The organism is Pseudomonas sp. OST1909 (assembly GCF_015277575.1).
In the GTDB taxonomy this organism is placed as follows: domain Bacteria; phylum Pseudomonadota; class Gammaproteobacteria; order Pseudomonadales; family Pseudomonadaceae; genus Aquipseudomonas; species Aquipseudomonas synxantha_A.
This window is the reverse complement of record NZ_CP063780.1, coordinates 3,616,874-3,642,604: the sequence shown is the minus strand read 5'-3', so window position 1 is coordinate 3,642,604 and position 25,731 is coordinate 3,616,874. Positions and strand designations below refer to the sequence as shown.

The 25,731-nt window shown below is 60.6% G+C and carries 21 protein-coding genes and 1 pseudogene; 10 read left to right on the top strand and 12 right to left on the bottom strand.

Annotation, left to right across the window (positions count from 1 at the left end; translation table 11 throughout):
• The first annotated feature begins 8 nt into the window (after positions 1-8).
• Positions 9-755, top strand: a complete 747-nt coding sequence (locus IH404_RS15845) for an SDR family oxidoreductase (RefSeq protein ID WP_005788564.1) — start codon at positions 9-11, stop codon at positions 753-755.
• Here the strand turns inward: IH404_RS15845 and mapR are convergent.
• From mapR to IH404_RS15830, 3 genes are all read right to left on the bottom strand, one after another.
• Entirely contained in the window at positions 752-2,161 is a 1,410-nt protein-coding gene (gene mapR, locus IH404_RS15840; RefSeq protein WP_005788562.1) for a GntR family transcriptional regulator MpaR, read from the bottom strand. The genes IH404_RS15845 and mapR overlap by 4 nt on opposite strands.
• Before the next feature lie 567 nt (positions 2,162-2,728).
• Positions 2,729-4,138, bottom strand: a complete 1,410-nt coding sequence (gene ccoG, locus IH404_RS15835) for a cytochrome c oxidase accessory protein CcoG (RefSeq protein ID WP_005788560.1) — start codon at positions 4,136-4,138, stop codon at positions 2,729-2,731.
• A gap of 184 nt (positions 4,139-4,322) precedes the next feature.
• The gene (locus IH404_RS15830) at positions 4,323-4,562 is read right to left on the bottom strand and encodes a DUF3203 family protein (protein ID WP_005788559.1); all 240 of its coding nucleotides are present in this window, start codon (positions 4,560-4,562) and stop codon (positions 4,323-4,325) included.
• A 118-nt stretch (positions 4,563-4,680) separates the two neighbouring features.
• Here IH404_RS15830 and IH404_RS15825 point away from each other — a divergent pair, with 118 nt between their 5' ends.
• Complete coding sequence (locus IH404_RS15825; protein WP_005788557.1) at positions 4,681-5,172, top strand: MgtC/SapB family protein; 492 nt, start codon at positions 4,681-4,683, stop codon at positions 5,170-5,172.
• 10 nt (positions 5,173-5,182) lie between these two features.
• Here IH404_RS15825 and IH404_RS15820 read toward each other — a convergent pair whose 3' ends face one another.
• Together IH404_RS15820 and IH404_RS15815 are read right to left on the bottom strand one after the other, a co-directional pair.
• Entirely contained in the window at positions 5,183-6,190 is a 1,008-nt protein-coding gene (locus IH404_RS15820; protein WP_194438381.1) for a M10 family metallopeptidase C-terminal domain-containing protein, read from the bottom strand.
• A 188-nt stretch (positions 6,191-6,378) separates the two neighbouring features.
• On the bottom strand, positions 6,379-6,537 hold the full coding sequence (locus IH404_RS15815) for a hypothetical protein (protein WP_164699486.1): 159 nt from the start codon (positions 6,535-6,537) through the stop codon (positions 6,379-6,381).
• 204 nt (positions 6,538-6,741) lie between these two features.
• Between IH404_RS15815 and IH404_RS15810 the strand changes: the two genes are divergently transcribed.
• The 4 genes and pseudogenes from IH404_RS15810 to IH404_RS15795 all read left to right on the top strand — a co-directional run.
• Entirely contained in the window at positions 6,742-8,736 is a 1,995-nt protein-coding gene (locus IH404_RS15810) for an alpha-1,4-glucan--maltose-1-phosphate maltosyltransferase (RefSeq protein WP_194438379.1), read from the top strand.
• A gap of 148 nt (positions 8,737-8,884) precedes the next feature.
• Positions 8,885-12,232, top strand: a complete 3,348-nt coding sequence (treS, locus tag IH404_RS15805; protein ID WP_194438377.1) for a maltose alpha-D-glucosyltransferase — start codon at positions 8,885-8,887, stop codon at positions 12,230-12,232.
• Positions 12,229-14,466 (top strand): 1,4-alpha-glucan branching protein GlgB, encoded by a 2,238-nt coding sequence (glgB, locus tag IH404_RS15800; protein WP_005788551.1) that lies wholly within the window; start codon positions 12,229-12,231, stop codon positions 14,464-14,466. Before treS ends, glgB begins: the two co-directional genes overlap by 4 nt.
• Positions 14,467-14,517: 51 nt before the next feature.
• Positions 14,518-15,216 (top strand): annotated as a pseudogene (locus IH404_RS15795) (GGDEF domain-containing protein); the annotation flags it as partial.
• A 45-nt stretch (positions 15,217-15,261) separates the two neighbouring features.
• On the opposite strand, the gene IH404_RS15790 reads toward IH404_RS15795, so the two are convergent.
• Entirely contained in the window at positions 15,262-17,466 is a 2,205-nt protein-coding gene (locus tag IH404_RS15790; protein ID WP_194438375.1) for a GAF domain-containing protein, read from the bottom strand.
• 103 nt (positions 17,467-17,569) lie between these two features.
• Positions 17,570-18,421: a CAP domain-containing protein gene (locus IH404_RS15785; RefSeq protein WP_194438373.1), complete on the bottom strand. Its 852-nt coding sequence runs from the start codon at positions 18,419-18,421 to the stop codon at positions 17,570-17,572.
• Positions 18,422-18,667: 246 nt separating this feature from the next.
• Here IH404_RS15785 and IH404_RS15780 point away from each other — a divergent pair, with 246 nt between their 5' ends.
• Positions 18,668-19,345: a GNAT family N-acetyltransferase gene (locus IH404_RS15780; RefSeq protein WP_194438372.1), complete on the top strand. Its 678-nt coding sequence runs from the start codon at positions 18,668-18,670 to the stop codon at positions 19,343-19,345.
• Here IH404_RS15780 and IH404_RS15775 read toward each other — a convergent pair.
• Positions 19,335-19,937 (bottom strand): TetR/AcrR family transcriptional regulator, encoded by a 603-nt coding sequence (locus tag IH404_RS15775; protein WP_005788542.1) that lies wholly within the window; start codon positions 19,935-19,937, stop codon positions 19,335-19,337. The genes IH404_RS15780 and IH404_RS15775 overlap by 11 nt on opposite strands.
• A 72-nt stretch (positions 19,938-20,009) precedes the next feature.
• On the opposite strand from IH404_RS15775, the gene IH404_RS15770 reads away from it, so the two are divergent.
• Entirely contained in the window at positions 20,010-20,609 is a 600-nt protein-coding gene (locus IH404_RS15770; protein WP_194438371.1) for an NAD(P)H-dependent oxidoreductase, read from the top strand.
• A gap of 1 nt (position 20,610) precedes the next feature.
• Here IH404_RS15770 and IH404_RS15765 read toward each other — a convergent pair whose 3' ends face one another.
• From IH404_RS15765 to IH404_RS15755, 3 genes are all read right to left on the bottom strand, one after another.
• Positions 20,611-21,000, bottom strand: coding sequence for a hypothetical protein (locus IH404_RS15765; RefSeq protein WP_005788540.1), 390 nt, complete (start codon positions 20,998-21,000; stop codon positions 20,611-20,613).
• A 33-nt stretch (positions 21,001-21,033) separates the two neighbouring features.
• Positions 21,034-22,290 (bottom strand): 3-phosphoshikimate 1-carboxyvinyltransferase, encoded by a 1,257-nt coding sequence (locus tag IH404_RS15760; RefSeq protein ID WP_194438370.1) that lies wholly within the window; start codon positions 22,288-22,290, stop codon positions 21,034-21,036.
• A gap of 161 nt (positions 22,291-22,451) precedes the next feature.
• Entirely contained in the window at positions 22,452-23,006 is a 555-nt protein-coding gene (locus tag IH404_RS15755) for a UPF0149 family protein (protein ID WP_005788536.1), read from the bottom strand.
• 185 nt (positions 23,007-23,191) lie between these two features.
• Between IH404_RS15755 and IH404_RS15750 the strand changes: the two genes are divergently transcribed.
• On the top strand, positions 23,192-24,004 hold the full coding sequence (locus tag IH404_RS15750; RefSeq protein ID WP_005788534.1) for a crotonase/enoyl-CoA hydratase family protein: 813 nt from the start codon (positions 23,192-23,194) through the stop codon (positions 24,002-24,004).
• Positions 24,005-24,009: 5 nt separating this feature from the next.
• Positions 24,010-24,843 (top strand): NAD(+) diphosphatase, encoded by an 834-nt coding sequence (nudC, locus tag IH404_RS15745; RefSeq protein ID WP_005788532.1) that lies wholly within the window; start codon positions 24,010-24,012, stop codon positions 24,841-24,843.
• Here nudC and IH404_RS15740 read toward each other — a convergent pair.
• Positions 24,811-25,590, bottom strand: coding sequence for a TSUP family transporter (locus tag IH404_RS15740; protein WP_005788530.1), 780 nt, complete (start codon positions 25,588-25,590; stop codon positions 24,811-24,813). The genes nudC and IH404_RS15740 overlap by 33 nt on opposite strands.
• Positions 25,591-25,731: the final 141 nt, after the last annotated feature.

Below are 25,731 nucleotides of genomic sequence, written 5' to 3'. Positions count from 1 at the left end.
CCGTAGCCATGGACAAAGTTGTCATCATCACCGGAGGCAGCCGTGGGATTGGCGCCGAGACGGCCTTGCTGGCCGCTCGCGAAGGTTATCGCATCTGCATTAACTATCAGTCGGACGAGAAGGCTGCCCAGGCTGTGCTTGAACAAGTGCGCGGCCTCGGCGCCCAGGCCATTGCGGTGCGCGCTGATGTCAGCATCGAAGATGAAGTGATAGCGCTGTTCAATCGCGTGGATGCCGAATTGGGGCGTGTCACGGCGCTGGTCAATAACGCCGGTACTGTGGGGCAAAAGTCGCGGGTCGACGAGATGTCCGAGTTTCGTATCCTGAAGATCATGAAGACCAACGTGCTGGGCCCGATCCTGTGCGCCAAGCACGCGGTGCTGCGTATGTCGCCTCGGCATGGCGGGCAGGGTGGCAGTATCGTCAACGTGTCGTCGGTGGCGGCGCGGCTGGGGTCGCCAGGTGAGTATGTGGACTACGCAGCGTCCAAGGGCGCGCTGGATACCTTCACCCTCGGTCTGTCCAAAGAGGTCGCGGGTGAAGGCATTCGAGTCAACGCGGTACGCCCCGGTTATATCTTTACCGATTTCCACGCCCTGAGCGGCGACCCGGACCGCGTCAGCAAGTTGGAGTCCGGTATCCCCATGGCGCGTGGCGGGCGTCCGGATGAAGTGGCTGAGGCGATAATCTGGTTGCTGTCGGACAAGGCTTCATACGCCACCGGCACATTCCTCGACTTGGGCGGCGGTCGTTAAAAAGACCGCACAATCCGTCCCAATGTCTCCATGGCTTTTTCCGAGGCCTCGTTCCATGGGCTGCCATAGTTCAAGCGTATGCAGTTTCTGAAGCGCTGGGTCGCTGAAAAAATCGGCCCCGGTGCGATGCTGATGCCCTGGGCCAGGGCCATCTGGAACAATTTCAGCGAGTCGGTTTGCTCCGGCAATTCCAACCACAGAAAATAACCGCCCGCCGGCTGGCTGACCCGTGTCTGGGCCGGGAAGTAGCGGGCGATGGCCGCCAGCATGGCGCTTTGCTGTTCTTCCAGGGCATAGCGCAATTTGCGCAGATGCCGGTCATAACCGCCGTGTTGCAGGTAGTCGGCGATCGCCGCCTGGGCCGGCATCGACGGGCACAGCGAGGTCATCAGTTTCAGGCGCTCGACCTTCTGCGCAAAGCGCCCGGCCGCGACCCAGCCGACGCGGTAGCCCGGTGCCAGGCTCTTGGCAAAGGAACCGCAGTGCATCACCAGCCCTTCGGTATCAAACGCCTTGGCCGGTTTTGGCGCGTGTTGCCCGTAGTACAACTCGGCATAGACATCATCTTCGATCAACGGCACCTGATGGCTGCGCAACAGCTCTACCAGCGCCTGTTTTTTGGCTTCGGGCAGGGTGGCGCCCATGGGGTTCTGGAAGCTGGTCATGGTCCAGCAGGCCTTGATTGGGTAGCGCTCAAGACTTTGTGCCAAGGCGTTCAGGTCAATGCCATCGCGCGGGTGCACCGGGATTTCCACGGCCTTGAGTTTCAGGCGCTCCAGCACTTGCAGGCAGGCGTAGAACGCCGGTGCCTCGATGGCAACCAGGTCGCCCGGTTCAGTCACGGCTTGCAGGCACAGGTTCAGCGCTTCCAGGGCACCGTTGGTGATCAGCAGCTCCTCCATGGGCAGCATCAGGCCGCCGACCATGTAGCGCAGGGCAATCTGCCGGCGCAGTTGCGGGTTGCCCGGCGACATGTCGGTGACCACCAGGCGCGGGTCCATTTCGCGGCTGGCGCTGGCCAGGGAGCGGGCCAGGCGCGGCAACGGGAACAGCATCGGGCTGGGGAAGGCCGAGCCGAAGGGCACTGTATTAGGGTCTTTGATGGAATCGAGTACCGAAAACACCAATTCACTGACGTCCACATGGGTGGACTCATGCACCTGCTCGCTCACCACTGGCTCGGAAAACGGGCTCGGTGCATGGGTGTTGACGAAGTAGCCCGAACGCGGCCGCGCGCGAATCAGGCCACGGCGTTCCAGCAAGTAGTACGCTTGGAACACGGTAGACGGGCTGACGCCGTAGGTCTGGCTGGCATAGCGCACCGACGGTACGCGCTGACCTGGGCCAAGGACGCCGGAGCGGATCAGTTCTGCGATGTCATCGGCGAATTTTTCGTAGCGTTTCATGGCAGCCTTAAACAGTTTTCAGTCTGTACGCCGGGTAAGTGTGTGTGGGAGCTTGCCCACGATTAGCATAGGTATCTACACATTTTTGGTACGGCGCTGTACCTGTGGCGAGGGAGCTTGCTCCCGTGACGACCAGTCAGCCAGCGCATATCTATCTGATGCTCCGAGATCCAAATGTGGGAGCGGGCTTGCTCGCGAAGGCGGCCAGGCAGCCGACCCAGTTATACCGAGTACATATCCATTGCTGCGGTAACGGCCACTTAGGGTTCCGCCCTGACGGCGGCTCGCTTTGCAAAAGCGGCAAAGTAAGCAAAACGCTCTTGCCCCACCACTCGGCACCTCGCTCAGGCTCGGTGTACCCGTAATCCGACAGCGTGGTTTGACGGGGCGCTTAAGATCAAAAGCAGATCAAGATCAAGAGCGGCTCGCTTCGCATCGTAGTTACGGGGTGTGCGGCAGCTGCAAAGTTATGTAAATACCCATGCCCCGATCAGGGTGTGTCAGTCAATACAGGTTTAACTGGCTTACGGCTACCTGGAGCAAGCCCCCTCCCACATTGGCGGATTGTCAGCGGTTCAACGGTGCGACGAAGCGACTGTCCGCCGCGCTGTAGATCCAGGGCTCATCCACATCTGTCACCTTGAAGCGCAGGCTCTGCGAGCTGCTCGCCGGCTTATCGGCCAGCAGTGCCACTGACACCGGTATATCGACGATTTCTCCGGGCGCGAGGCTGAGCCGGGTCTTGCCCTGCAACTGGAACCCATCGGCATCCACCAGCTCCACCCGATAGTCCTGGCGTTGCTGGGTCTTGTTGATGACCTTGAGGCTGTAGATGTTCTCGATCAAACCCTGGCTGTTTTCGCGAAACATGCCGCGGTCCTTGGTGACATCCAGCGACACCATCGGCCGTTCAATCAAGGCCACCACCAACGCGGCAATCATTACCAGCAGTACGGCACTGTAGCCGATCAGGCGCGGCCTGAGCAGATGAGTCTTGCCACCCTGCAGTTGGTGTTCACTGGTGTAGCTCACCAAACCACGGGCATAGCCCATTTTGTCCATGATCGAGTCGCAGGCATCAATGCAGGCCGCGCAGCCGATACATTCCATTTGCAGGCCGTCGCGGATATCGATGCCGGTAGGGCACACCTGCACGCACAGCTGGCAATCAATGCAATCACCGAGCCCTGCATCGGCTGGCTGCACTTCGCGTTTGCGCGGGCCACGGCGTTCGCCGCGGGCGGTATTGTAGGAAATGGTCAGGGTGTCTTTATCAAACATCACGCTTTGGAATCGCGCATACGGGCACATATGCATGCACACCGCTTCGCGTAACCAGCCGGCATTGATGTAGGTAGCGCCGGTGAAAAACAGCACCCAGAACAGGCTCACCCCGCCGATTTGCCAGGTCAGCAGTTCGACGGCGAGAGGACGGATGGGCGTGAAGTAGCCGACAAAGGTCAGCCCGGTCAGCACGCTGATGCCCAGCCACAGCGTATGTTTGGCTGAGCGTCGCGCGAGTTTGTTCAGGCTCCACGGGGCCGCCTGCAGCTTGATACGCTGGTTGCGCTCGCCCTCGGTGATCTTTTCACACCACATGAACAGCCACGTGAACGAGCTTTGCGGGCAGGTATAGCCGCACCAGACGCGGCCGGCAAACACCGTGATCGCAAACAGGCCGAAGGCACAGATGATCAGCAGCGCCGAGAGCAGGATAAAGTCCTGCGGCCAGAAGGTGGCGCCGAAAATGTGGAACTTGCTGTGCGCCAGGTCCCACAGCACGGCCTGGCGCCCACCCCAGTTCAGCCAAACGGTGCCGAAAAAGGCCAGGAACAGCAAAGCCGCTCCGCTGACACGCAAGGTGCGGAACAGGCCGGTAAAGCTGCGGGTATGGATCAGGTTATCGCTGGATTTGGCCTTCACCTTCTTTGGGTGTATGGGCTCAAAGGTTTCCACGGTTGGGATTCGTTCGCTCATGGTCGTTCGCTCATCAGCCTCCATCAGGCCAATGCACTATGGGCGACGGGCTGTTTGCATAACAGACTCAGCTAGGGCGATATAAAGCGGATCAGATGGGCTGGATGTATCCGTCTGCGTCAATGTGCTGCACCCCAGCGTCAATAAGGTGCAGCGATCGATCGCAGGGGCTGACGCAGATCAATTAAATCACCGAACCCGGTTCGTCGGCCTTCACATGCTGACGGCCATCGGTGGCGCCTTCAACCGTCAGGGCGTCCGCCTCGGCTTCGGTGATGTAGATGCGAGAACCCGCCAATTCCAGATAAGACATGGCTTTGTCGTGATCGGTAAGGATGGTCACTCGGGTGGCGGGCAGGCTTTGTTCCTGGCCGTTTTCGTCGAGCGTGAAGTAGCACAGATGATTTTCGATGCGTACGGTCATGACGATCTCCGTTTTGTGAACTGTGCAGCGTTAGGCGACTGCCATGCGCACGGGTTCCGGGCAACTGACTGGCGGTCTGTGCGGTCTATTCTTTACTCATAATAAAAGGAGCGCATCCATGGACGTCTGGTGGCAACAAGTGTGGCAAACCCTGCAAGCCGAGTTCGCCGACATCGCCGATGCCCGGCAACTCACTCAAGTGACTGTGCGCCTGCTGATCGCTGCGATCCTGGGTGGCATCCTGGGTTTTGAGCGTGAACACAAGGGCAAGGCGGCGGGCGTGCGCACCCATATGCTGGTGGCGCTTGGCGCGGCGCTGTTCGTGCTGGTGCCGCAGATGTCCGGCAACCAGGCAGACGCCATGAGCCGGGTGGTTCAGGGGGTGATTGCGGGCATCGGCTTCCTTGGCGCCGGCACTATCCTCAAGGGCAAGGAAGATGAAGAAGGCCAGCATGTGAAGGGCCTGACCACGGCTGCCGGGTTGTGGATGACCGCCGCCATCGGGGTGGCGGCGGGCATGGGGCGTGAATCGACGGCGGTACTCAGTACGTTGCTGGCGCTGGCGGTGTTCAGCATCATGCCGAGAATCGTCAAGTTAGTGGAAAAGTGATACCCAGCCATCAGGTCATGATGTTGCTTTGGCGCACCTCACCAAACACCTTCAGTACAAAGGATGGCTTGCCTGGAGCGTCAGCAATGACTACCACGCTGACTTTGTTATTGGGCGAATATTGAATCTGTATCTCCCCGTTCGACTCCGGGGTGCGTTCAACCCATCGCAGCGAGGCGTTCAACTGTTTCTGAATGCCGGTCAGGTTCAATTTGTCTTGGGATTTGAAATTCCGGATCTCTTGAGGAGACTCGAGTGTGGATTCGCTGACAGAGCGGAAGCTGTACGTTGCAGGGCTGTCGTGGCCAGTGTCGGAGGCCGCTGGCGGTGGCGTGGCATCGGCTTGCGACGCGTCGAGTTTTTCCTTGGCCAGCGAATCGCAGGTATTGCTTAAGGTTTTATAGGTCGAGTCCATCCTGGAATAATGTTGTTTGATTTTGGCTAACTCAGCGAGTGAGTTATCGAGACGGCCAAAAGAGCTCGAGGCGTCGCCGTCAAATGCCCCGAGCAGGGCCTCGATATTTTTAAAGGCGAATTTATTCATTACCTCTTCTGTTGTTTTATGCTTGGCTGAGTTCAGGTTCCTGGCACCGGCATTGAGCACGACGCTCATCTCTTCAAATTTTTTGCGGTTTGCCTTGGCGTCGGGCCCACGTAACGCTGCGCGCCTGTTTTCTGGCTGAAAAATCCATTCGAGTTCGGACTTGATTGCACGAGATTGGGCAGAGTCCGGATTGCCCTGTAGCGCGTTGATTGTTTCCGGGGTCAATAGTGTATGAGTATCGCTCACGCGTTTCGTCGCGTCTGCGTGTTGCTCAGGAGAGGTCTGATTGGAACGCGTGTCAGGCGATTGCTGTGCACGGTCCGGTGCCTTGGGCGTAACGGACCAGTTCGGGCCAGCGTTGAGCAACGCATCCACCTGCTGCTGTGTTGGCCGGCCCTGAGCGTGGGCGCCGCTGGAGTCTCCAGGTGGCGATGGCTGCGTGCCGGAAAGGTGCTGAGGGTTGATAGTCGACATGGTGTCCTCGCGATAGGATCAGAACTTCCCATCGGAAGATGGGTTGAGTGCGAGGTAAATATATAAACCCGCAGTCACGCGAGCATTCAGGCTTGTTCCCAGTGTCTGTAGGAGAGTTCGTTTTTTTGCGGCTCGCTCGAGCTGAAGAACAGCCTGGCCCCTCCCGAGCGAACCTCCATCATTGTGACTCAGACGATAACCGGCGGCGTGGTCGTGGGCGGTTCTTGCGCTGCGGGTGGCTCATCTTCAGGGGGTTCCTGCTTTGGCGCCGGCGTCGGCTCCGAAGGCGGCAAGGGCGGGGCATCGATATTCGGATCTTCGGGCTCAGGGGGTATTGGGATATTCATCAGTGTGGCCTCCTTTGTGCTTGGCTCTATGGGTGGACCATTGCCTTGGGGAATTGATTCCCCGCCCGGCGGCCACATATCCACCTGAACTTTTGCCGCGCGCCCAGGCTCGGACTTTAAACGGCCCTGCTCAGGGAGAGCGTCGCCGTACTTGAATTCGGATCAAGCAAAGAGCGTCCACGGGGCGTAAGGGGAAGATGCTCGATGACTGCTGAAATACTGGCTCCAGAGGGCTGCGCACTGCCGTTGTCGCAAGCGCTGTTGTTACCCAGGATCGCTATCGAAAGCACCATGCCGGTGATCGACAAGGGGGAATTTGCCGTCAAGGCCGTGGTCGGCCAGCGCGTCAATGTCACCAGTAAAGTGTTCGCCGATGGCCACGACAAACTGGCGGTGCTGATCCGCTGGCATGCGCTGGAGGATGAAAGCTGGCACAGCGTGGTCATGACCGATGTCGGTAACAATGGCTGGGAGGGCGCGTTCACCGTCGCCCACCTCGGCCAGCATGAATACTGCATCGAGGCATGGATCGATACCTTCGCCAGCTTCTGCTATGAACTGCGCAAGAAACACGAGGCCGGGGTGCCGGTCAGCCTTGAGTTGCAGGAAGGCCGCAGCCTGGTGTTGCAGGCCGCCGAGCGCAGTGACAACGAATTGCGTGACCGCTTGATGTTGCTGCACCACGAATTGTCGGGCCTGCTGGAAACCGAGCAGGTGGCGTTGTTTCTGCACGAAGACAGTGCACATCTGATGGCCCAGGCCGATCATCGCGCTTATCTGAGCATCAGCCCGGCCTACCCGATTGACGTAGAGCGTGAGGCGGCGCAGTTCGCCAGTTGGTATGAGCTGTTTCCCCGTTCGATCACCGACGATCCGGCCCGCCACGGTACATTCAACGACGTGCACTCGCGCTTGTCGATGATCCACGACATGGGCTTTGACGTGCTGTACTTCCCGCCGATCCATCCCATCGGCCGCAGCCACCGAAAGGGCAAGAACAACTCACTCACCGCCGGCCCCGATGATCCGGGCAGCCCCTATGCCATCGGCAGCGAGGAGGGCGGGCACGAGGCGATTCACCCGCAACTGGGCAGTCGTGAGGATTTCCGTCGCCTGGTCAAAGCCGCTGCCGACCACGGCCTGGAAATTGCGCTGGACTTTGCCATCCAATGCTCCCAGGACCATCCGTGGCTTGAACAGCACCCTGGCTGGTTCAACTGGCGCCCCGATGGCACGATTAAATACGCAGAGAACCCGCCGAAAAAGTATCAGGACATCGTTAACGTCGATTTCTATGCGGCGGATGCGATTCCGGGCTTATGGACAGAGCTACGCGATATTGTGGTGGGTTGGGTGGAAGAGGGCGTGAAGACCTTTCGCGTCGATAACCCCCACACCAAGCCGCTGCCATTCTGGCAATGGCTGATCAGTGATGTCAGGTCCAAATACCCTGAGGTGATCTTCCTCGCCGAAGCCTTTACCACTCCAGCGATGATGGCGCGCCTGGGCAAGATCGGCTATTCCCAGAGCTACACCTACTTCACCTGGCGCAATACCAAGGCCGAGTTGAGCGAGTACCTGACCCAATTGAACCAGTCGCCGTGGCGCGAATGCTACCGACCGAACTTCTTCGTCAATACTCCGGATATCAACCCAGGCTTTTTGCACCAGTCCGGACGCCCTGGCTTCTTGATCCGTGCCGCGCTGGCGACCATGGGTTCGGGCCTGTGGGGCATGTATTCGGGCTTTGAACTGTGCGAAGCCGCGCCAGTGCCGGGCAAGGAGGAATACCTGGATTCGGAGAAGTACGAAATCCGCCCGCGGGACTTCACTGCCCCCGGCAACATCATTGCCGAGATCGCCCAACTCAACCGTATCCGTCGGCAGAACCCGGCCCTGCACACACACCTGGGCCTCAAGCTCTACAACGCCTGGAACGACAACATCCTGTATTTCGGCAAGCGCAGCGAAGATGGCACCAACTTCATCCTGGTGGCGGTCAACCTCGACCCCTTTAACGCTCAGGAAGCCCATTTTGAACTACCGCTGTGGGAGCTGGGCCTGCCGGATGACGCCCAGACCCAGGGTGAAGACTTGATGAACGGCCACCGTTGGACCTGGTACGGCAAGACCCAATGGACACGGCTTGAACCGCAGATGCCCTTTGGAATCTGGCGCATCACCCATTCCCCAGGCTGATGGAGATCCCCTGTGGGAGCTGGCTCGCCTGCGATAGCGATTTGTCAGCCACCATTTCAGGTACTGACAGGCCGTTATCGCAGGCAAGCCAGCTCCCACACTGGATCGCATTCCGTCTGCAGAACTTTAGTGTTTTCAGGAGTTCCCGATGGCGAAGAAACCCAAGACAGCCACCTTCATCAAAGACCCGCTCTGGTACAAGGATGCGGTGATTTACCAGGTTCACGTCAAATCCTACTTTGACTCCAACAATGATGGCATCGGTGACTTCCCCGGGCTGATTGCCAAGCTCGACTACATTGCCGACCTGGGCGTGAACACCATCTGGCTGCTGCCGTTCTACCCCTCGCCACGCCGCGATGATGGCTACGATATCGCCGAATACCGTGGCGTGCACAGCGACTACGGGACCATGGCCGATGCCAAACGCTTCATCGCTGAGGCGCATAAACGCGGGCTGCGGGTGATCACGGAGCTGGTGATCAACCACACCTCCGACCAGCACCCCTGGTTCCAGCGTGCGCGCAAGGCCAAGCCTGGCTCGGCGGCGCGGGACTTTTACGTGTGGTCGGACGATGACCAGAAGTACGACGGCACGCGCATCATTTTTCTCGATACCGAAAAATCCAACTGGACCTGGGACCCGGTCGCCGGCCAGTACTTCTGGCACCGCTTCTACTCCCACCAGCCCGACCTAAACTTCGATAACCCGCAGGTCATGAAGGCCGTTCTGTCGGTGATGCGCTATTGGCTGGACCTGGGCATTGACGGCCTGCGTCTGGACGCCATTCCCTACCTGATCGAACGCGACGGTACCAACAACGAAAACCTGGCTGAAACCCACGACGTCCTCAAGCAAATTCGCGCCGAAATCGATGCCCATTATCCCGACCGAATGCTGCTGGCCGAAGCTAACCAATGGCCCGAAGACACGCAGCTGTATTTCGGTGAGCGCAAAGGCGATGACGGCGATGAATGCCATATGGCCTTCCACTTCCCGCTGATGCCGCGCATGTACATGGCGTTGGCCCAGGAAGACCGCTTTCCCATCACCGATATTCTGCGCCAGACCCCGGAGATTCCCGCCAATTGCCAATGGGCGATCTTCCTGCGCAACCATGATGAGCTGACCCTGGAGATGGTCACCGACAAGGAGCGTGACTACCTGTGGAACTACTATGCCGCAGACCGCCGCGCCCGAATCAACCTGGGTATTCGTCGCCGCCTGGCGCCGCTGATGGAGCGTGATCGTCGCCGTGTCGAGTTGCTCAACAGCCTGTTGTTGTCGATGCCGGGCACACCGACTTTGTATTATGGCGATGAGATCGGCATGGGTGACAACATCTACCTGGGCGACCGCGACGGTGTGCGTACGCCGATGCAGTGGTCTATCGACCGCAATGGCGGCTTCTCCCGTGCCAACCCGGCCAGCCTGGTGTTGCCGCCGATCATGGACCCGCAATACGGTTATCAATCGGTCAACGTCGAGACCCAGGCCCAGGACCCGCATTCGTTGCTGAACTGGACCCGGCGCATGCTCGCGGTGCGCAAGCAGTCCAAGGCCTTTGGCCGTGGCAGCCTGAAAATGCTCTCGCCGACCAATCGGCGCATCCTGGCTTACACCCGTGAATACACAGGGGAAGACGGCCACACCGAAATCATCCTGTGCGTGGCCAATGTGTCGCGCAGCGCCCAGGCAGCGGAGCTGGACTTGTCTGCCTTCGCCGGCATGGTGCCGGTGGAGATGCTCGGCGGTAATGCCTTTCCACCGATTGGCCAGCTGAATTTCCTGCTGACCCTGGCGCCCTATGGCTTTTATTGGTTTGTGCTGGCGACGGAAAACCAGATGCCAAGCTGGCATGTGGAACCGGCGCAGAGCATGCCCGACTTCACCACTCTGGTACTGAAAAAACGCATGGAAGAATTACTCGAAGAGCCTTGCCGCACCAGCCTGGAACAAGCCTCATTGCCAGCCTGGTTGCCCAAACGTCGCTGGTTTGCCGGCAAAGACACGGCGATCGACAGCGTGCGCATCACTTACGGCGTACGGTTTGGCGACCCACAGCACCCGGTATTGCTCAGTGAAATCGAGGTCAGCAGTGGTGGTCAGGTCAGCCGTTATCAACTGCCGTTGGGCTTTCTCGGCGAAGATCAGGTGAGCAGCGCCTTGCCCCAGCAATTGGCCCTGGCCCGGGTGCGACGTACCCGCCAAGTAGGGTTGGTGACCGATGCCTTCAGCCTTGAGCCTTTCATCCGTGAAGTCATCCAGGCCATGCAGGCAGGGACCGTGCTCAACTCCAGTGAGGGCGATCTGCGGTTTGAGGCGACCGGGCACCTGGCCGGGCTGCAACTGACTCACGAATCGCCGGTGCGTTACTTGTCTGCCGAGCAGTCCAACAGTTCGGTGGTGGTGGGCGAAAGCCTGGTGCTCAAGCTGATTCGCAAAGTCAGCGCCGGGGTACACCCGGAGCTGGAAATGAGCGCCTACCTGACGGCCGCCGGCTACCCGAATATCTCGCCTTTGCTGGGCTTTATGAGCCGCCGCGACGCGCAGGGGCAGGACAACCTGCTGATGATTGCCCAGGGCTACCTGAGCAACCAGGGCGATGCCTGGAGCTGGACCCAGAACAACCTGGAGCGGGCGATCCGTGACGAGTTGGCCGAGGCTATTTCTGAACAGGAGCAGCACTACAACGCCCTTGGCGAACTGGCGGATTTCGCCGCGGCGCTCGGCCAGCGCCTGGGGGAAATGCATGGGGTGCTGGGTGCGCCAACGGATGACAAGGACTTCAAACCGCAAATCACCACCGCCAAGGATACTCAGGCCTGGGCCAAGGATGTCGGCGCGCAGATCGAGCGTGCGCTGCAATTGCTCAAGCTTCATCAAAGCCAGTTGAACCCCGCTGACCAGGCGTTGGTCAGTGAGTTACTGGTACACAAAAAAGCCATCGCCGGGCATGTCCAGGCATTGGCGAAGGCCACGGTCGGCGGGCTGCGGATTCGTGTCCACGGTGACTTGCACCTGGGCCAGGTGCTGGTGGTCAAGGGCGATGCGTACCTGATCGACTTTGAAGGCGAACCTGCGCGGCCGTTGCATGAGCGGCGCGGCAAGCACAGCCCCTATAAAGATGTGAGCGGGGTGCTGCGCTCCTTTGACTACGCGGCGGCCATGGCCCTGAATGTGCAAGCAGTGGATCAGACACCGCAAGCCAACACTGCGCGCAAGCGCGTCACCGATCGCTATCTGAGTGAAGCCCGCGAGGCATTTACTCAGGCTTATCAGACGGCGACGTCTACACTGGCGCATGATTGGCAGGATGCCAACGGCCAGGACGCAGCGCTGACGTTGTTCAGCCTGGAAAAGGCCGCGTACGAAGTGGCCTACGAAGCGGAAAATCGCCCGACCTGGTTGCCGGTGCCCTTGCAAGGGCTGCATGGCTTGCTGAGCGGGCTTACACCTAAATCGAAACCTGTACGCGGTGGGGAGACGTCATGAGTTTTACACATAAAGAACCGCTGCAGCCCAAGTTGACTGCATTGCCGGCGTCCAAGGACGTCGAAGCGCTGGTGCGCGCCGAACACCCGGATCCGTTCTCGATCCTGGGCCCGCATGACGACGAGCAGGGCGGGCAGTTTATTCGCGCCTTTCTGCCCGAGGCGCTCAGCGTTCAGGTACTCAGCCGGGATGGCGGTGAAGTGCTGGGCAGCCTCGATGCAACCCAAGTGCCAGGCTTGTTTGTCGGGCAATTCAGCACGCGCCAGCCGTACCTGCTGAAAATCCAGTGGGCGGGCGGTGAACAGATTACCGAAGACCCCTACAGCTTCAGTCAATTGCTGTTGGGGGAAATGGACCTTTACCTGTTTGCCGAAGGCAATCACCGCGACCTGGGCAGTTGCCTGGGGGCCCAGGTGACCAGTGTCGATGGCGTGCAAGGTGTGCGCTTTGCGGTGTGGGCACCGAATGCGCGGCGGGTTTCGGTAGTGGGCGATTTCAATATCTGGGACGGTCGCCGCCATCCGATGCGCCTGCGTCACCCCTCCGGTGTGTGGGAGATTTTTATCCCGCGTTTGCAGCCGGGCGCTGCCTACAAATACGAAATCCTCGGGGCTCATGGGATCCTGCCGCTCAAGGCCGACCCGGTGGCGCTGGCCACTCAACTGCCGCCCGACACGGCCTCCAAGGTCGCCGTACCGTTGCAGGTGGACTGGCAAGACCATGATTGGATGCAAGCCCGGGGTGACAAGCAGAAATCCACGGCGCCCTTGTCGATCTACGAGCTGCACGTGGGCTCCTGGCAGTGCGAACTGGACGAGGCCGGCGAGGTCGCCCGTCAATACGGCTGGCGTGAACTGGCGGAGCGCTTGATCCCCTACGTGCAGCAACTGGGCTTCACCCATATCGAGCTGATGCCGATCATGGAGCACCCCTTTGGTGGTTCGTGGGGCTATCAGGCTTTGTCGCAATTCGCCCCGAGTGCACGCTTTGGATCGCCCGAGGATTTCGCCTGGTTCGTCAATGCCTGCCACCAGGCGGATATCGGCGTGATCCTCGATTGGGTGCCGGCGCATTTCCCCACCGATACCCACGGCCTGGCGCAGTTCGACGGCACAGCGCTGTACGAGTATGCCAACCCGCTGGAAGGCTTTCACCAGGACTGGGACACGCTGATCTACAACCTGGGCCGTACGGAAGTGCACGGCTTCATGCTGGCCTCGGCCCTGCACTGGCTCAAGCATTTTCATGTGGATGGGCTACGGGTGGATGCGGTGGCCTCGATGTTGTACCGCGATTATTCGCGCAAGGCCGGCGAGTGGGTGCCCAACCGCCATGGCGGGCGCGAGAACCTGGAAGCCATCGATTTTCTGCGGCATTTGAACGACGTGGTCGCCCTTGAAGCGCCCGGCGCGCTGGTGATCGCCGAGGAATCGACGGCGTGGCCGGGGGTCAGCCAGCCTACCCAACAAGGTGGCCTGGGGTTCAATTACAAGTGGAACATGGGCTGGATGCATGACTCGCTGCATTACATCCAGCAAGACCCGGTGTACCGCGCCCATCATCACAACGAGCTGAGCTTCGGCCTGGTATATGCGTGGTCCGAGCGGTTTATCTTGCCGATCTCACACGATGAAGTGGTGCACGGCAAGCACTCGCTGATCGACAAGATGCCGGGAGATCGCTGGCAGAAGTTTGCCAACCTGCGCGCCTATCTGAGTTTCATGTGGATGCACCCGGGCAAGAAGCTGTTGTTCATGGGCTGCGAATTTGGCCAGTGGCGCGAATGGAACCACGACCAGCAACTGGACTGGTATCTGCTGCAATACCCTGAGCACCGTGGGGTGCAGAAGCTGGTGGGCGACTTGAACCGCCTGTACCGCGAGGAGCCGGCGCTGCATGAACAGGATGATGCTCCCCAAGGCTTCCAGTGGCTGATTGGCGATGATGCGATCAACAGTGTTTACGCCTGGCTGCGCTGGAGCAAGGACGGCCGGCCGGTGCTGGTGGTTGCTAACTTTACCCCGGTGCCGCGTGAAGGCTATGCGGTTGGGGTGCCGTACGGCGGGCGTTGGAGTGAGGTGATCAACAGTGATGCGGACACTTACGCCGGTTCCAACTTTGGCAATGGGGGAGAGGTGTTCACCCAGGATGAGCCGCGTCATGGGCAACCGGTGTCGCTGTCGTTGAACCTGCCGCCGTTGGGCGTGTTGATTCTGCGTCCGCAGGAGCTGTAAGGGCGCTGGATTGGCGGATGCAGTTGTTCCCGATACTGGCAGGGTGCCACAATGGCGCCTTTGCCGTCGCAATCGACACAGGCGCATTGCATGAACAGCTTTGGGCATGGGCAAGATCAGGATCCCATCATCGAGCAGCAAGTGCGAACCGACCGGTTGCACCAACTGTTTCGCCAGTCGTTCTCGGCCGTCTTCGGTAGTTATCTGGGGGCCGCCATGCTCTGCTGGCTGTGCTGGGATCGCTTCGATCATCGAATCATTCTGGTATGGCTGGTGCTGCTGGGTTGCTCGTCACTGCTGCGCCTGCACATGTTCGTGCAGTGGTTTCGTTGCCCCGACAGCGAGCGCACCCCAAAGCGTTGGGAGCGGCGTTACTGGATCACGCTGATGTTGTCGGCGGGCATCTGGGGAGGTGGGGCGCTGGCGGTGATGCCGGTTGATGACCGTGTGTCCCAGGTACTGGTGATGCTCTTTACCGTAGGGATGTCAGTCAGTGCGGTGTCCTGCTACTCGGCCTATCGCTACATGACCCTGAGTTCGATGGCGTTGGTGCTGTTGCCCTGTACGCTGTGGCTGTTGTTCCAGCCGGCACCGATGCAAGTGGGTGTGGCCCTGGCAGTGCTGGTGTTTTCGTCCTTTGTGGTGACGGCCACCTGCAAACTGTCCGATGCGCTGGAAAAAGCCTTCCGCCTGAGTCGGCAAATGGAGCGTACACACCGTCTTTCAACCCGCGCGGCCCAAACCGATGAGCGCGACGGGTTTGAAGACCTGCACCGCTAAGGCTCAAGGTCGTGATCAGGTGGCTGTAACGGTCTGATCCCTGGACATCGCCCTCACCAGCGCCCTGGCGACCTGTTCGGCGGAGTAGGGTTTGGCGAGGAACTCAAACCCCTCATAACCGCTGTCCGCCAGCTCTTCGCTGTAGCCCGAGACGAGTACCACCGGCAGGTCCAGACGCCGCTCACGCAGCAGTCTGGCCATTGCAACGCCGGTCATCCCCGGCATCACCACATCCGAAAAAATCGCGTCGAAAGCTCGGGCGTCGTCGCCAGCGAGGGCGAGTGCCTGCTCGGCGTTGGTCGCCCAGGTGGTCTTGTAGCCCAGGTCCTTGAGGATCTGGCTGGCGAAACGTCCCACTTCCAGGTTGTCTTCCACGATCAGCACATGCCGTTGGGCAGCCTCCTGCGGCGGTGCAAGTTGCTCCTGTTCGTCCTGCTGCGGGGCGGGTTCGCCTTCCACTTGGGGCAAATACAAGGTGAACACAGTGCCCTGGCCGAGGGTACTTGCCACATCGATGTTGCCGCCCGATTGTTTGGCAAAGCCGAAGACTTGCGACAGGCCGAGTCCGGTGCCTTTGCCAACGGCCTTGGTGGTGAAGAACGGCTCGAAGATACGGTCGATGGTATCGCCGGCAATACCGGTGCCGGTGTCGGTCAGAGAGATGCTGATGTACGGCAGGCGTGACTCGGCGTCACCGCGGATGCGCGGCAGCGCTTGCTGTGTGGCGACCTTGAGGGTCAGGGTGCCCTGGCCGTCCATTGCGTCGCGAGCATTGAGTGCGATGTTGAGCAGCGCGGTTTCGAGCTGGCTGGGGTCAATGCGTGCGTAGCACGGCTGATCGGGCAACTGCACCTGTACATGAATGCGGGCGCCGGTGACACTTTCAAGCATCTCGCCGATGTTGCGTACCCGCTGGCTGACATCCAATACCTGCGGGTTCAACGGCTGGCGACGGGCGAAGGCAAGCAATTGGCTGGTGAGTTTACTGGCCCGCTCCACGGTGTCGGAGACGGCGCTCATGTAGCGCTGGCGACGCTCTTGCGACAAGTTCGGTTGGCGCAGGAAGTCCACGGACGAGCGAATGATGGTCAGCAGGTTGTTGAAGTCATGGGCGACGCCGCCGGTCAGTTGGCCGATGGCTTCAAGCTTCTGTGACTGGCGCAGCGCGGCCTCGGCCTGGGCCAGCGCGAGGGTGCGCTCTTCCACGCGCTGCTCCAGCGTGGCGTTGAGTTCGGTGTAGGCCGCCAGGCCCTCGCGTACGGCGGCATCGGCGCGCACGCGTTCGATGTGCGCCCAGGACCGTTCGGTTACTTCACCCAGCAACGCCAGATCGTAGGGCGACCAGTAGCGGGGCTGTTTGTCATGCACGGCCATCAACGCCGTGAGGCGTCCATCCTTGATCAGCGGCACGCAGATGGTAGCCGTGACGCCCAGCGCCTGGAAGGTTGCCGACTCATCGGCGGGCAGTTCGATCAGGTTATTGCGGATCACCAGGGGCTGACCGGCACGCAGAGCACTCACCGCGCGTTCGCCGAACGCCGCCAGGCTGTAGTGGCCGATGATGCTGGGTGAGCCCTGCGCCGCCCAGTCGCCACGGATAGTGAAGCCATCTTCATCCTCATCCATATCGGCATAGGCGCAAATCGACACTTGCAGGTGTTGCGCCAGCAACTGGGTGGTCGATGTCATGATGGCTTCGGCGTCGGTGGCGCTGGCCACGGCGTTGCCGATGGCATCCAGCACCGCCAGGCGACGGGCGAGGAATACGGTGGAGGTGGTCTCGGTCACCGTATCGAGCATGCCCACCACGTTGCCTCGGGAGTCGCGGATAGGGCTGTAGCAAAAAGTGAAATACGCCTGTTCCGGCGCACCATTGCGCTTGAGCATCAGCGGGAAGTTTTCAATATAGGTGGCATGCCCGTCGAACGCCGCGCTGGCGATGGGGCTTATCTCGCTCCAGGCCTCGTGCCACACCTCGCTGAAAGGGCGCCCCAATGCCTCCGGCTTGTTGCCCAGGATCGGCCGGAAGGCATCGTTGTAGAGCGTAATCAACTCAGGCCCCCAAACGATGGCCTGGGGAAACCTGGAAGCGAAGCACAGCGCGACGGTGGTCTTCAATACATCGGGCCACTGCTCCAGCGGCCCGAGGGGCGTACTGGCCCAATCATGCTGGCGGACCCGTTCGGCCATGTCGCTGCTGCCTTGCAGCCAATTCATCATGGGGTCAACACCTTATCTGCCGCGGTTCGACTATTGCCTGAAACGTCAGGTTGCCAAGCAACAGACCTGAATGACTGCTACCAGTTCAGCGTGAATATCCAGGTTATTGAGCGGCGAATACACCTGTCCAATAGATGCCCGCATCGCTCTTGGGGTCCATCGCGTAGGCCGCGCCCAATTCGCGAAATTGCGGGTTCATCAGGTTGGCGCAATGGCCGGGGCTGGCGAGCCAACCGTCCACGACCTTGCGAGGGGTATCGAGGCCGGCGGCGATGTTTTCGCCGATGTTCTTCGCGATATACCCGGCCAGTTCGGCGCGGTCACCGGGAGTACGACCGTCGTGGTCCAGGTGGTCGAAGAAGTTGCCGTTGGCCATGTTGCGCGTGTGGCTGTTGGCCGCGCTGGCCAGGGTGTCGTTCCACGACAGCGGCGTGGTCGCGCTGAACGCCTGGGTGCCGCATTGGTGTGGTTCGGCGCGCGCGGCGTTGACCAGGTTCAGCAGTTGCTTGCCTTCGGTCTGCCAGTCGCCCAGGCCACTGGTCAACAGCGGGCGGGCCAGCACGATGCGCCAATCCTGGCCGCTGTTGCTGACGCCGATGTCGACATATTGCGGGTCCAGTACCACCCGGCAGAAGCTTTCGCGCACTGCTTTCATGGCGGCGTCGGCATCCTTGGGCCCGGACAGGCTGATGGCCTGCACGTTGACCATAGGGTACGCAGCCCGCGCCAGCGACTGCTGCAAGTCGCCGACATTGGAGGCCGGCAGCACCAGCCGTGTGTCGCTGGTCAGCGGTGGCAGTTCCTGGGAACCCTGGTCACCGCAGCGTTGCACCTGGCTGCGGTATTGGTTGATCTGTTGGATTAGCTGACTTTCTTCATTCGCCATCGCGCTGGCGCAGAACACCGTAGTGGCGGCCAGCGTCGTAAGACCCATCATCAATGACAGAACGCGCATGGACGTTACCCTTGAGCTTGAAAGTGCCCATGATGCGCGATCCAGGTGCATCCATGCACCCGTTGGTCCGAACTTTTTTCTTCAATTCTTGAATGCCGAGTGTTTTGCGCCCCGATCGCAGAGGGCGAACACCACCACGCCATCGGTGGAGTGAATGGCCGAGGCCGCCACCATCGGGTGCGGGCCATGAGCGGCCCGCAACAGGTACAATCGCCGCTGCCTTGACGCGAAACTCCAGGAATTTGCATGTTCAGCCTTACCCGCTACACCACGCCGTGCCCCGAATCGGTCAATAGCCAGATCCTGCAGATGGTGGTGGATAACCTCACCGACATCAGCAGTGTCGCGCTGGCGCCAAGCAACTTGCTCTACAACATCTACCAGTACGCCATCGGGTTTGAGGTGCATTTGTACCTTGAGGCGTTGAATGGCGAGAAGGGCATCGCCGTCGAGCTGGTCGTGGCGATGCAGGACGAAACCGTTATCGGTTTTTGCCTGTATCTGCCGGTCAAGGACGACCCTCAAGCCTGCGGCATTGCCTTTATGGCGGTGCAGGCCGGCTTTCGTCGCCAGGGCGTGGCGAAGCAAATGCTGAGCGATGTGCTGGCACGCTATCCCCACGCCGAACTGGCCTGTGCGGTGGAGAAGGTCCCGGTATTCGAGGCCATGGGGTTTCAGGTGCGCGGCGCACGTGGCACTCAAGTTCTGATGAACACCCGGGACTACGGCACCGATGGCTTGATGGGGGTGCTGGATGTGGCAGCTATCTATCGTTCGCTGGAAGTGCGCCAGATTCATACCTACCTGCTGCAAAAGCACGGCAAGCGCGCCATGGTCGACGCTGAAAAACAGCGTGACCGGCATCTGGATCAGTTGACGCGCAAGGTGCAGCTGTACATCCAGCAGCGTTTTCCTACGATTTGACCCGCTGGACCATCCCCAGGATGGTCGCCAGCAATTCCTGCTGGGCCTCCTCACGGCTGATCTCGCCATTGGCTGCCGCATGAGACAGGGCTTCCGCCGCACCGAGCATAGCGCGCAAGCCGGCCTTGGAAACACCGCCGCCCGAGGCGAACGGTGACAGTGCGTTGGAGCACTTTTCCAGGAAGATCGCCTCATATTCGCGCTTGAGCACCGCCAGCTCCGGCGAGCCGCTCAGCGCGGCAATCACTCCGGGGATTTCCCGGCCCTGCAACAGTACGCAATCGACATACGCCGACGCGATCACCCATGCCCGGTCCTCTAGCGTCGCCTTACTGGTGTCGATGGCCTCGGTAAAGACCTGGTCCTGGCGCGCATCGAAATCGGCATACAACGCCGCCAGCAATCCCGCACGCGTGGTGAAGTGGTCGTAGACCACCGGCTTGGTCACACCTGCCAGCTCCGCCAGGCGGCCCAGGGTCAGGGCGTCGGTGCCTTCCTCGCGCACCAATTGCCACGCCACATCGAGTAATTGGCGCTGGCGATCTTCACGGGACAAGCGCCGACGTGGGGCAGGGGATTCACTGCTTGACATGTTTATATACCAAAAGTAACTTAAGGGGCGTAACTTACTAAACGTAGCTTAATCCTGTCAGGAGTTAAAGTCATGCACGCCTTGATCGTAGTTGCTCATCACGACCGGAAATCGCTCACCCATAGCGTCGCGGCTCAGGTAGGCGCCGGTTTGACCGCCGCCGGCCACACCTTCGAAATCGCCGACCTTGCTGCCGAAGGGTTCGACCCACGCTACACCGCCGCCGACCATCAGGTGCACCGCGCTCATGCAACTCCGCCGGCCGATGTGCTGGCCGAACAGGCGCGTATCGAGCGCGCCGACGCGCTGGTGGTGGCTTTCCCGATCTACTGGTGGTCGATGCCGGCGTTGCTCAAAGGCTGGGTCGACCGCGTGTTCGTCAACGGCTGGGCGATTGATTATGGCCCCGACACACCCGTCGTGAAAAAACTGCGCCACTTGCAGGTGCACCTGCTGGCTCTCGGGGGCGCGGATGAAAGCGCTTTCGATCGGCACGGCTATGCCAAGGCCATGCACACCCAGATCGATTACGGCATCTTTGATTACTGCGGGGCGCAGGTGCTGACGTCCAAGCTGCTGCTGGATTCGGAGAGCGGGGGCGCCCAGGCGCATTTGCACACGGCCAAAGCTGTGGGGCAGGGGATGTTCCAGCGCGAGACGGTTGCGGGGTGATTCAGGTGTCGCGAAACAGGTCGTGGGCATCGAGCAAGCGGTAGGCAATCTCGGGGCGTTTTTCCAGGCCGCGGCGGATCGACGCCGGGATCGATTGACGCGTCTTGCGGCACATGCCCGGCAGCTCGTCGATAACGATCTGGATCCCGCGCATACTCTTGACCTCGGTATGCCCAGGCGCAATGTGCACGCGGATGCCCAGTTGCTCGTACATCCGCTGCTGCATGTGTTCAAGGTCTTGCAGACTCTTGAGGTTTTCAAGGCGTTCGAGCAGGATTTTTTCCTGCTGTCGCGTCAACTGGAGGATGCGCAGGTCCGCGCCGGGCGCCTCCAGCAGTTGTTCACGCTCGCACACACAGGCGCCGGGAGGGCAGGGTTGGCGAATGGTCATCGACGCTCCCGGCGAAGTTTCACGATCGGCGTGTCAGTAGGTCAATTGAACGCCCAGGCTGCCCAAGGCTTTCCAGTACTCAGGGTAGGTCTTGGCCACGCAGTCCGGGTCCTGGATGCGAATCCCCGAAACTTTCAGCCCGGCCAGGGCAAAGCACATGGCGATGCGGTGGTCGGCGTGGGTGTCGATCAGCGCCGTGCACGCGGTGCCGGCCAGGGCTGGGTCGCTCGCCACCAGCAAATCGTCGCCCTCAATGCTCGCCAGGCCCGGGCGGATCTCATTGAGGCCGTCGTGCAGTGCCTGTACACGGTCACACTCCTTGACGCGCAGGTTCGCCAGTTCAGTAAAACGCACCGGGGTGTTGTTGAACGCGGCAAGCACTGCCAGGGTCGGGATGGCGTCCTGCATTTGCGAACCGACCACCGTGGCTTGCATGTTCGGGAACTGGGCGATCACGGCCTGGGCCTGGGCGTCCGGCTGGGTGAAATCCTGGGCTGCGACACCGATGTCGATACGGCCAGCGGTCAGCACTTCGGCGGCCCACAGGTAGGTAGCGGCCGAGGCGTCGGGTTCGATCAGGTAATCCCGGGCGGTGTAGCCGGTCGGGGCGACGCGCCAGGTGGTGTCGTCCACGGCTTCAACCTGGGCGCCAAAGGCGCGCATGCAATCGAGGGTCAGGTCTACGTAGCCACGGGCGCCGATGTCTTTGCCGGTCAACGCCACTTCAATCGGCGCCTCACCACAGGCCGCGAGCATCAGCAGGGCCGATACATACTGGCTGGACAAGCCGCCATCGATCTCGAAGCGCCTGGCTTGTACCTTGCCTGTGCCATGCACGGTCACGGGCGGGCAGCCAGTGGGGCTGTCGACCTGAATTCCGTTTTGGCCGAGGGCGGTCAGCAGCGGGCCAATCGGGCGCTTTTGCATGTATTCATCGCCGTCCAGCACCACGCTGCCTTGCACGGTGGCCACGGCGGCGGTGAGAAAGCGCATGGCAGTCCCGGCGTTACCGAGGAACAGTGGTTGGGCAGGCAATTGCAGCGAGCCTTGGCTGGTGACGACGAACGTGGTGTCGTCTGGCTCATCGATACTCACACCCATCTGACGCAGGGCGACCGACATGTGGCGAGTGTCATCGCTTTTCAACGCACCGCTCAAACGGCTGGTGCCCTTGGCCAATGCCGCCAGCAACAGGGCGCGGTTGGTGATGGATTTGGAACCGGGGGGCGCGACCTTGCCATTGAGAGGAAAGTTGGGCGGTGTAACGGTCACGGTTTTTTGCGAACTCAAGGTACAAGGCTCCTGGTCAAGGCGAGGTGGCGTGGAGTGGCCGACGTGCGGACCCGAATAATCAGGCAAACACGCCATGCTTGTCGAGTGAGCAAGTGATCTGCGTGATTTTTCTGGGATGTGCTCCGATTCAAATGTGGGACGGGGCCAGCAAGCCCGGCTTAACGCTGGCTCAACCAGTAGTCATGCAGCGCCCGTGCAGCCGGTTCGATTTCGCTGACCTGCTGTTGATGGGCGTTTATATCCAGGTCCGCCGGCAGTTCGAAATTGTCCTGCTCGGCGCACCCGGTGATTTTTTCCAGTTGCCCGGCTTGTTCGGCGGGCAATGGCGGCCAGTTGCCGATCGTCACACCCCGCACATAACCAAAACACCATTCTTCAGCCAGCGTCACCGCCTGGTCTTGATATTCGGTTTCATCGAAACGGGCTTTGAATGCCTGGGAGTCGGTGGCCAATTGAGCGGCCAGGGTATTCATATGGCGTACACACAGTGCGAGAAAATCCTGGGCCTCGCCCATGTTGTCCCATTCAGGGTTTTGCCCACCCCAGATCGCCGGGAACCACTCGGCCACGTCCACCTTGGCCGGGCTGGAAACCAGGGCGGTGAAATAACCGTCGAGTTCGGCCATGTTCAGCACCGAGTGGTCTTCACCGTATTTGAGCAAGGTGGCGTCAATGAAGTCGAAATCGGCGGGAGAGAGGGGTTGGGCGTGCATGGCATATCCTTAAAACGTCGAGCGCCGCTGACAGGGGCGGCTTAAAGCGCAAAGGATGGCGTGTGCACCGGGTTTTATCCAGCGTCTTTTCCCTCACCGTGGCCAGTCCCGCTTTTGGCCGATGCGCCGTGGCGCACCCTTGATATAGTCTGGCCTTTCTCAATCGCCAGTCAGGGATCACTGCCATGTCCGAATACCAAGCCTTCGTCGTCGAACTGAGCGGCAACGTTGCCCATGTGCAGATCAATCGCCCGGAAAAGATCAACGCCATGAACGCGGCGTTCTGGACCGAAATCATCGACATCTTCCAATGGATCGACGACACCGATGCCGTGCGCGCCGTGGTGCTCAGTGGTGCGGGCAAGCATTTCTCTTCGGGTATCGACTTGATGATGCTGGCCTCGATAGCCAACGAGTTCAGCAAGGACGTGGGGCGCAATGCGCGCCTGTTACGGCGCAAGATCCTCGAGTTGCAAGCCTCGTTCAACGCGGTCGACCATTGCCGCAAGCCGGTACTCGCGGCGATCCAGGGCTACTGCATTGGCGGGGCCATTGACCTGATCAGCGCCTGCGACATGCGCTACGCGGCCGAAGGTGCGCAGTTCTCGATCAAGGAAATCGACATCGGCATGGCTGCTGACGTAGGCACTTTGCAACGCCTGCCGCGCATCATCGGCGACGGCATGTTGCGTGAGTTGGCCTACACCGGTCGCCAGTTCGGTGCCGAAGAAGCGCGCAGCCTCGGCCTGGTCAATCGCGTGTATGCCGATCAGGACAGCCTGCTGGCCGGCGTTATGGAAATCGCCCATGAAATCGCCGCCAAGTCGCCAATCGCCGTGACCGGCACCAAAGCCATGATCAGCTACATGCGTGACCACACAGTCAATGACGGCCTGGAATACGTTGCCACCTGGAACTCGGCTATGTTGCAATCCAACGACTTGCGCGTGGCCATCGCGGCCCATATGAGCAAGCAGAAACCTGAATTCGTGGATTGACTGATATGACCCCAGGCTGGATTACCACAACGCTGCTGGATAACGACGCCGTCGGTGGCTGGGCCGTCGCCCGCAGCCGTGAGGGCTTTTTGCATGACGCCAATGGCCCTCTGTTCCCTCGGGAGTGGCTTAAACGCCAGGACCTGCCGGTGTTCGCTGAACACGGCATCGGCCACCTCGATGGTGAACCGGTGTACTTGCTGGAACTCGACAGTGCTGCCGATGTGCCAGGGTGCAGTTGGCAGGGGCTGCGCGGTTTCATGCTCCAGGGTGATCACACTCTCTACAGAGTGCTGGGTTACGCCGCCCAGATCGGCACCTGGGCGCGGGAGCATCGCTTCTGCGGCAGTTGCGGCCAGGCCATGGTTCAGGTCCCACGGGAGCGGGCGATGTACTGCGCGCCTTGCGACCTGCGCAGCTACCCACGGATTTCGCCGAGCATGATCGTGCTGGTGACCCGTGGCGACGAGATCCTGCTGGCGCGCTCGCCACGTTTCGTCACAGGGGTCTACAGCACCTTGGCCGGCTTTGCCGAACCCGGCGAATCGGCCGAAGACTGCCTGATCCGCGAAGTGCGCGAGGAAGTGCAGATAGAAGTGAAGAATATCCAGTACATGGGCAGCCAGTGCTGGCCGTTCCCCCATTCGATGATGCTGGGTTTCCACGCCGAGTACGCCGGTGGCGACATCGTGCCCCAGGCCGACGAGATCGAGGATGCGCAGTGGTTCAACATCCACGAACTGCCGCCGTTGCCGGCGTCACGTTCGATTGCGCGTTACCTGATCGACCTTTACGTGGCCCGCCGCTTAGGCCACGCTGAACCAGTGCTGCCAGGCTAGGCGTACGGTCAGGCCCAGCACCACGGTGATAAACACCGGGCGAATGAATTTGGCGCCGCCGCTGATTGCGCTGCGTGCGCCAAAGAACGCGCCACACATCACTGACACGCCCATCGCCAGCCCGACGATCCAGTCTACCGAGCCGTTGATGATAAACACCGTCAGCGCCGCCGCGTTGCTGACGAAGTTCATGCTGCGCGCGACGCCGCTGGCCTTCACCAGGTCGATGGGGTGCAGCAGCATCGTGCTGACGGTCCAGAATGCACCGGTGCCAGGCCCGGCCACGCCGTCGTAGAAGCCCAGGCCAAAGCCCTGGGTGGCCTGCCATTTCTTCTTGATCGGTGCTTCGGCATCCACCGGCGCCTTTGGCGTACCGCCGAACAACAGGTACACCCCGCAGGCAAAGACGATCACCGGCAGCATCTTGTTCAGGGTTTCGGCGGGCAGGTAGTGGGCGACCACCGCACCGGTCAGCGCGCCGATCAATGTACCGACGATGGCGTGCACCCATTGGCGCGGGTGGAACAGCTTGCGCCGGTAAAAGGTGAAACTGGCGGTGGCCGAGCCGAAGGTGGAGCTGAGTTTGTTGGTGCCCAGTACCAGGTGAGGCGGCATCCCGGCGGTGAGCAGGGCCGGTGTGGTCAGCAGCCCGCCGCCGCCGGCGATGGCGTCGATAAAACCGGCGATAAAGGCAACGACGGCCAGAATGGCCAGGGTGGTGAGGTCAACGCTGAGTTCGAAGGGCATGGGCAGGGCTTATTGTTGGAGGGCCGCAGAAAGCCAGCATCTTACTGCGATGTGACTCAAATGTGGGAGGGGGCTTGCCCCCGATAGCAGTGGGTCAGTGACCAATAAGCTGACTAACCCACCGCCATCGGGGGCAAGCCC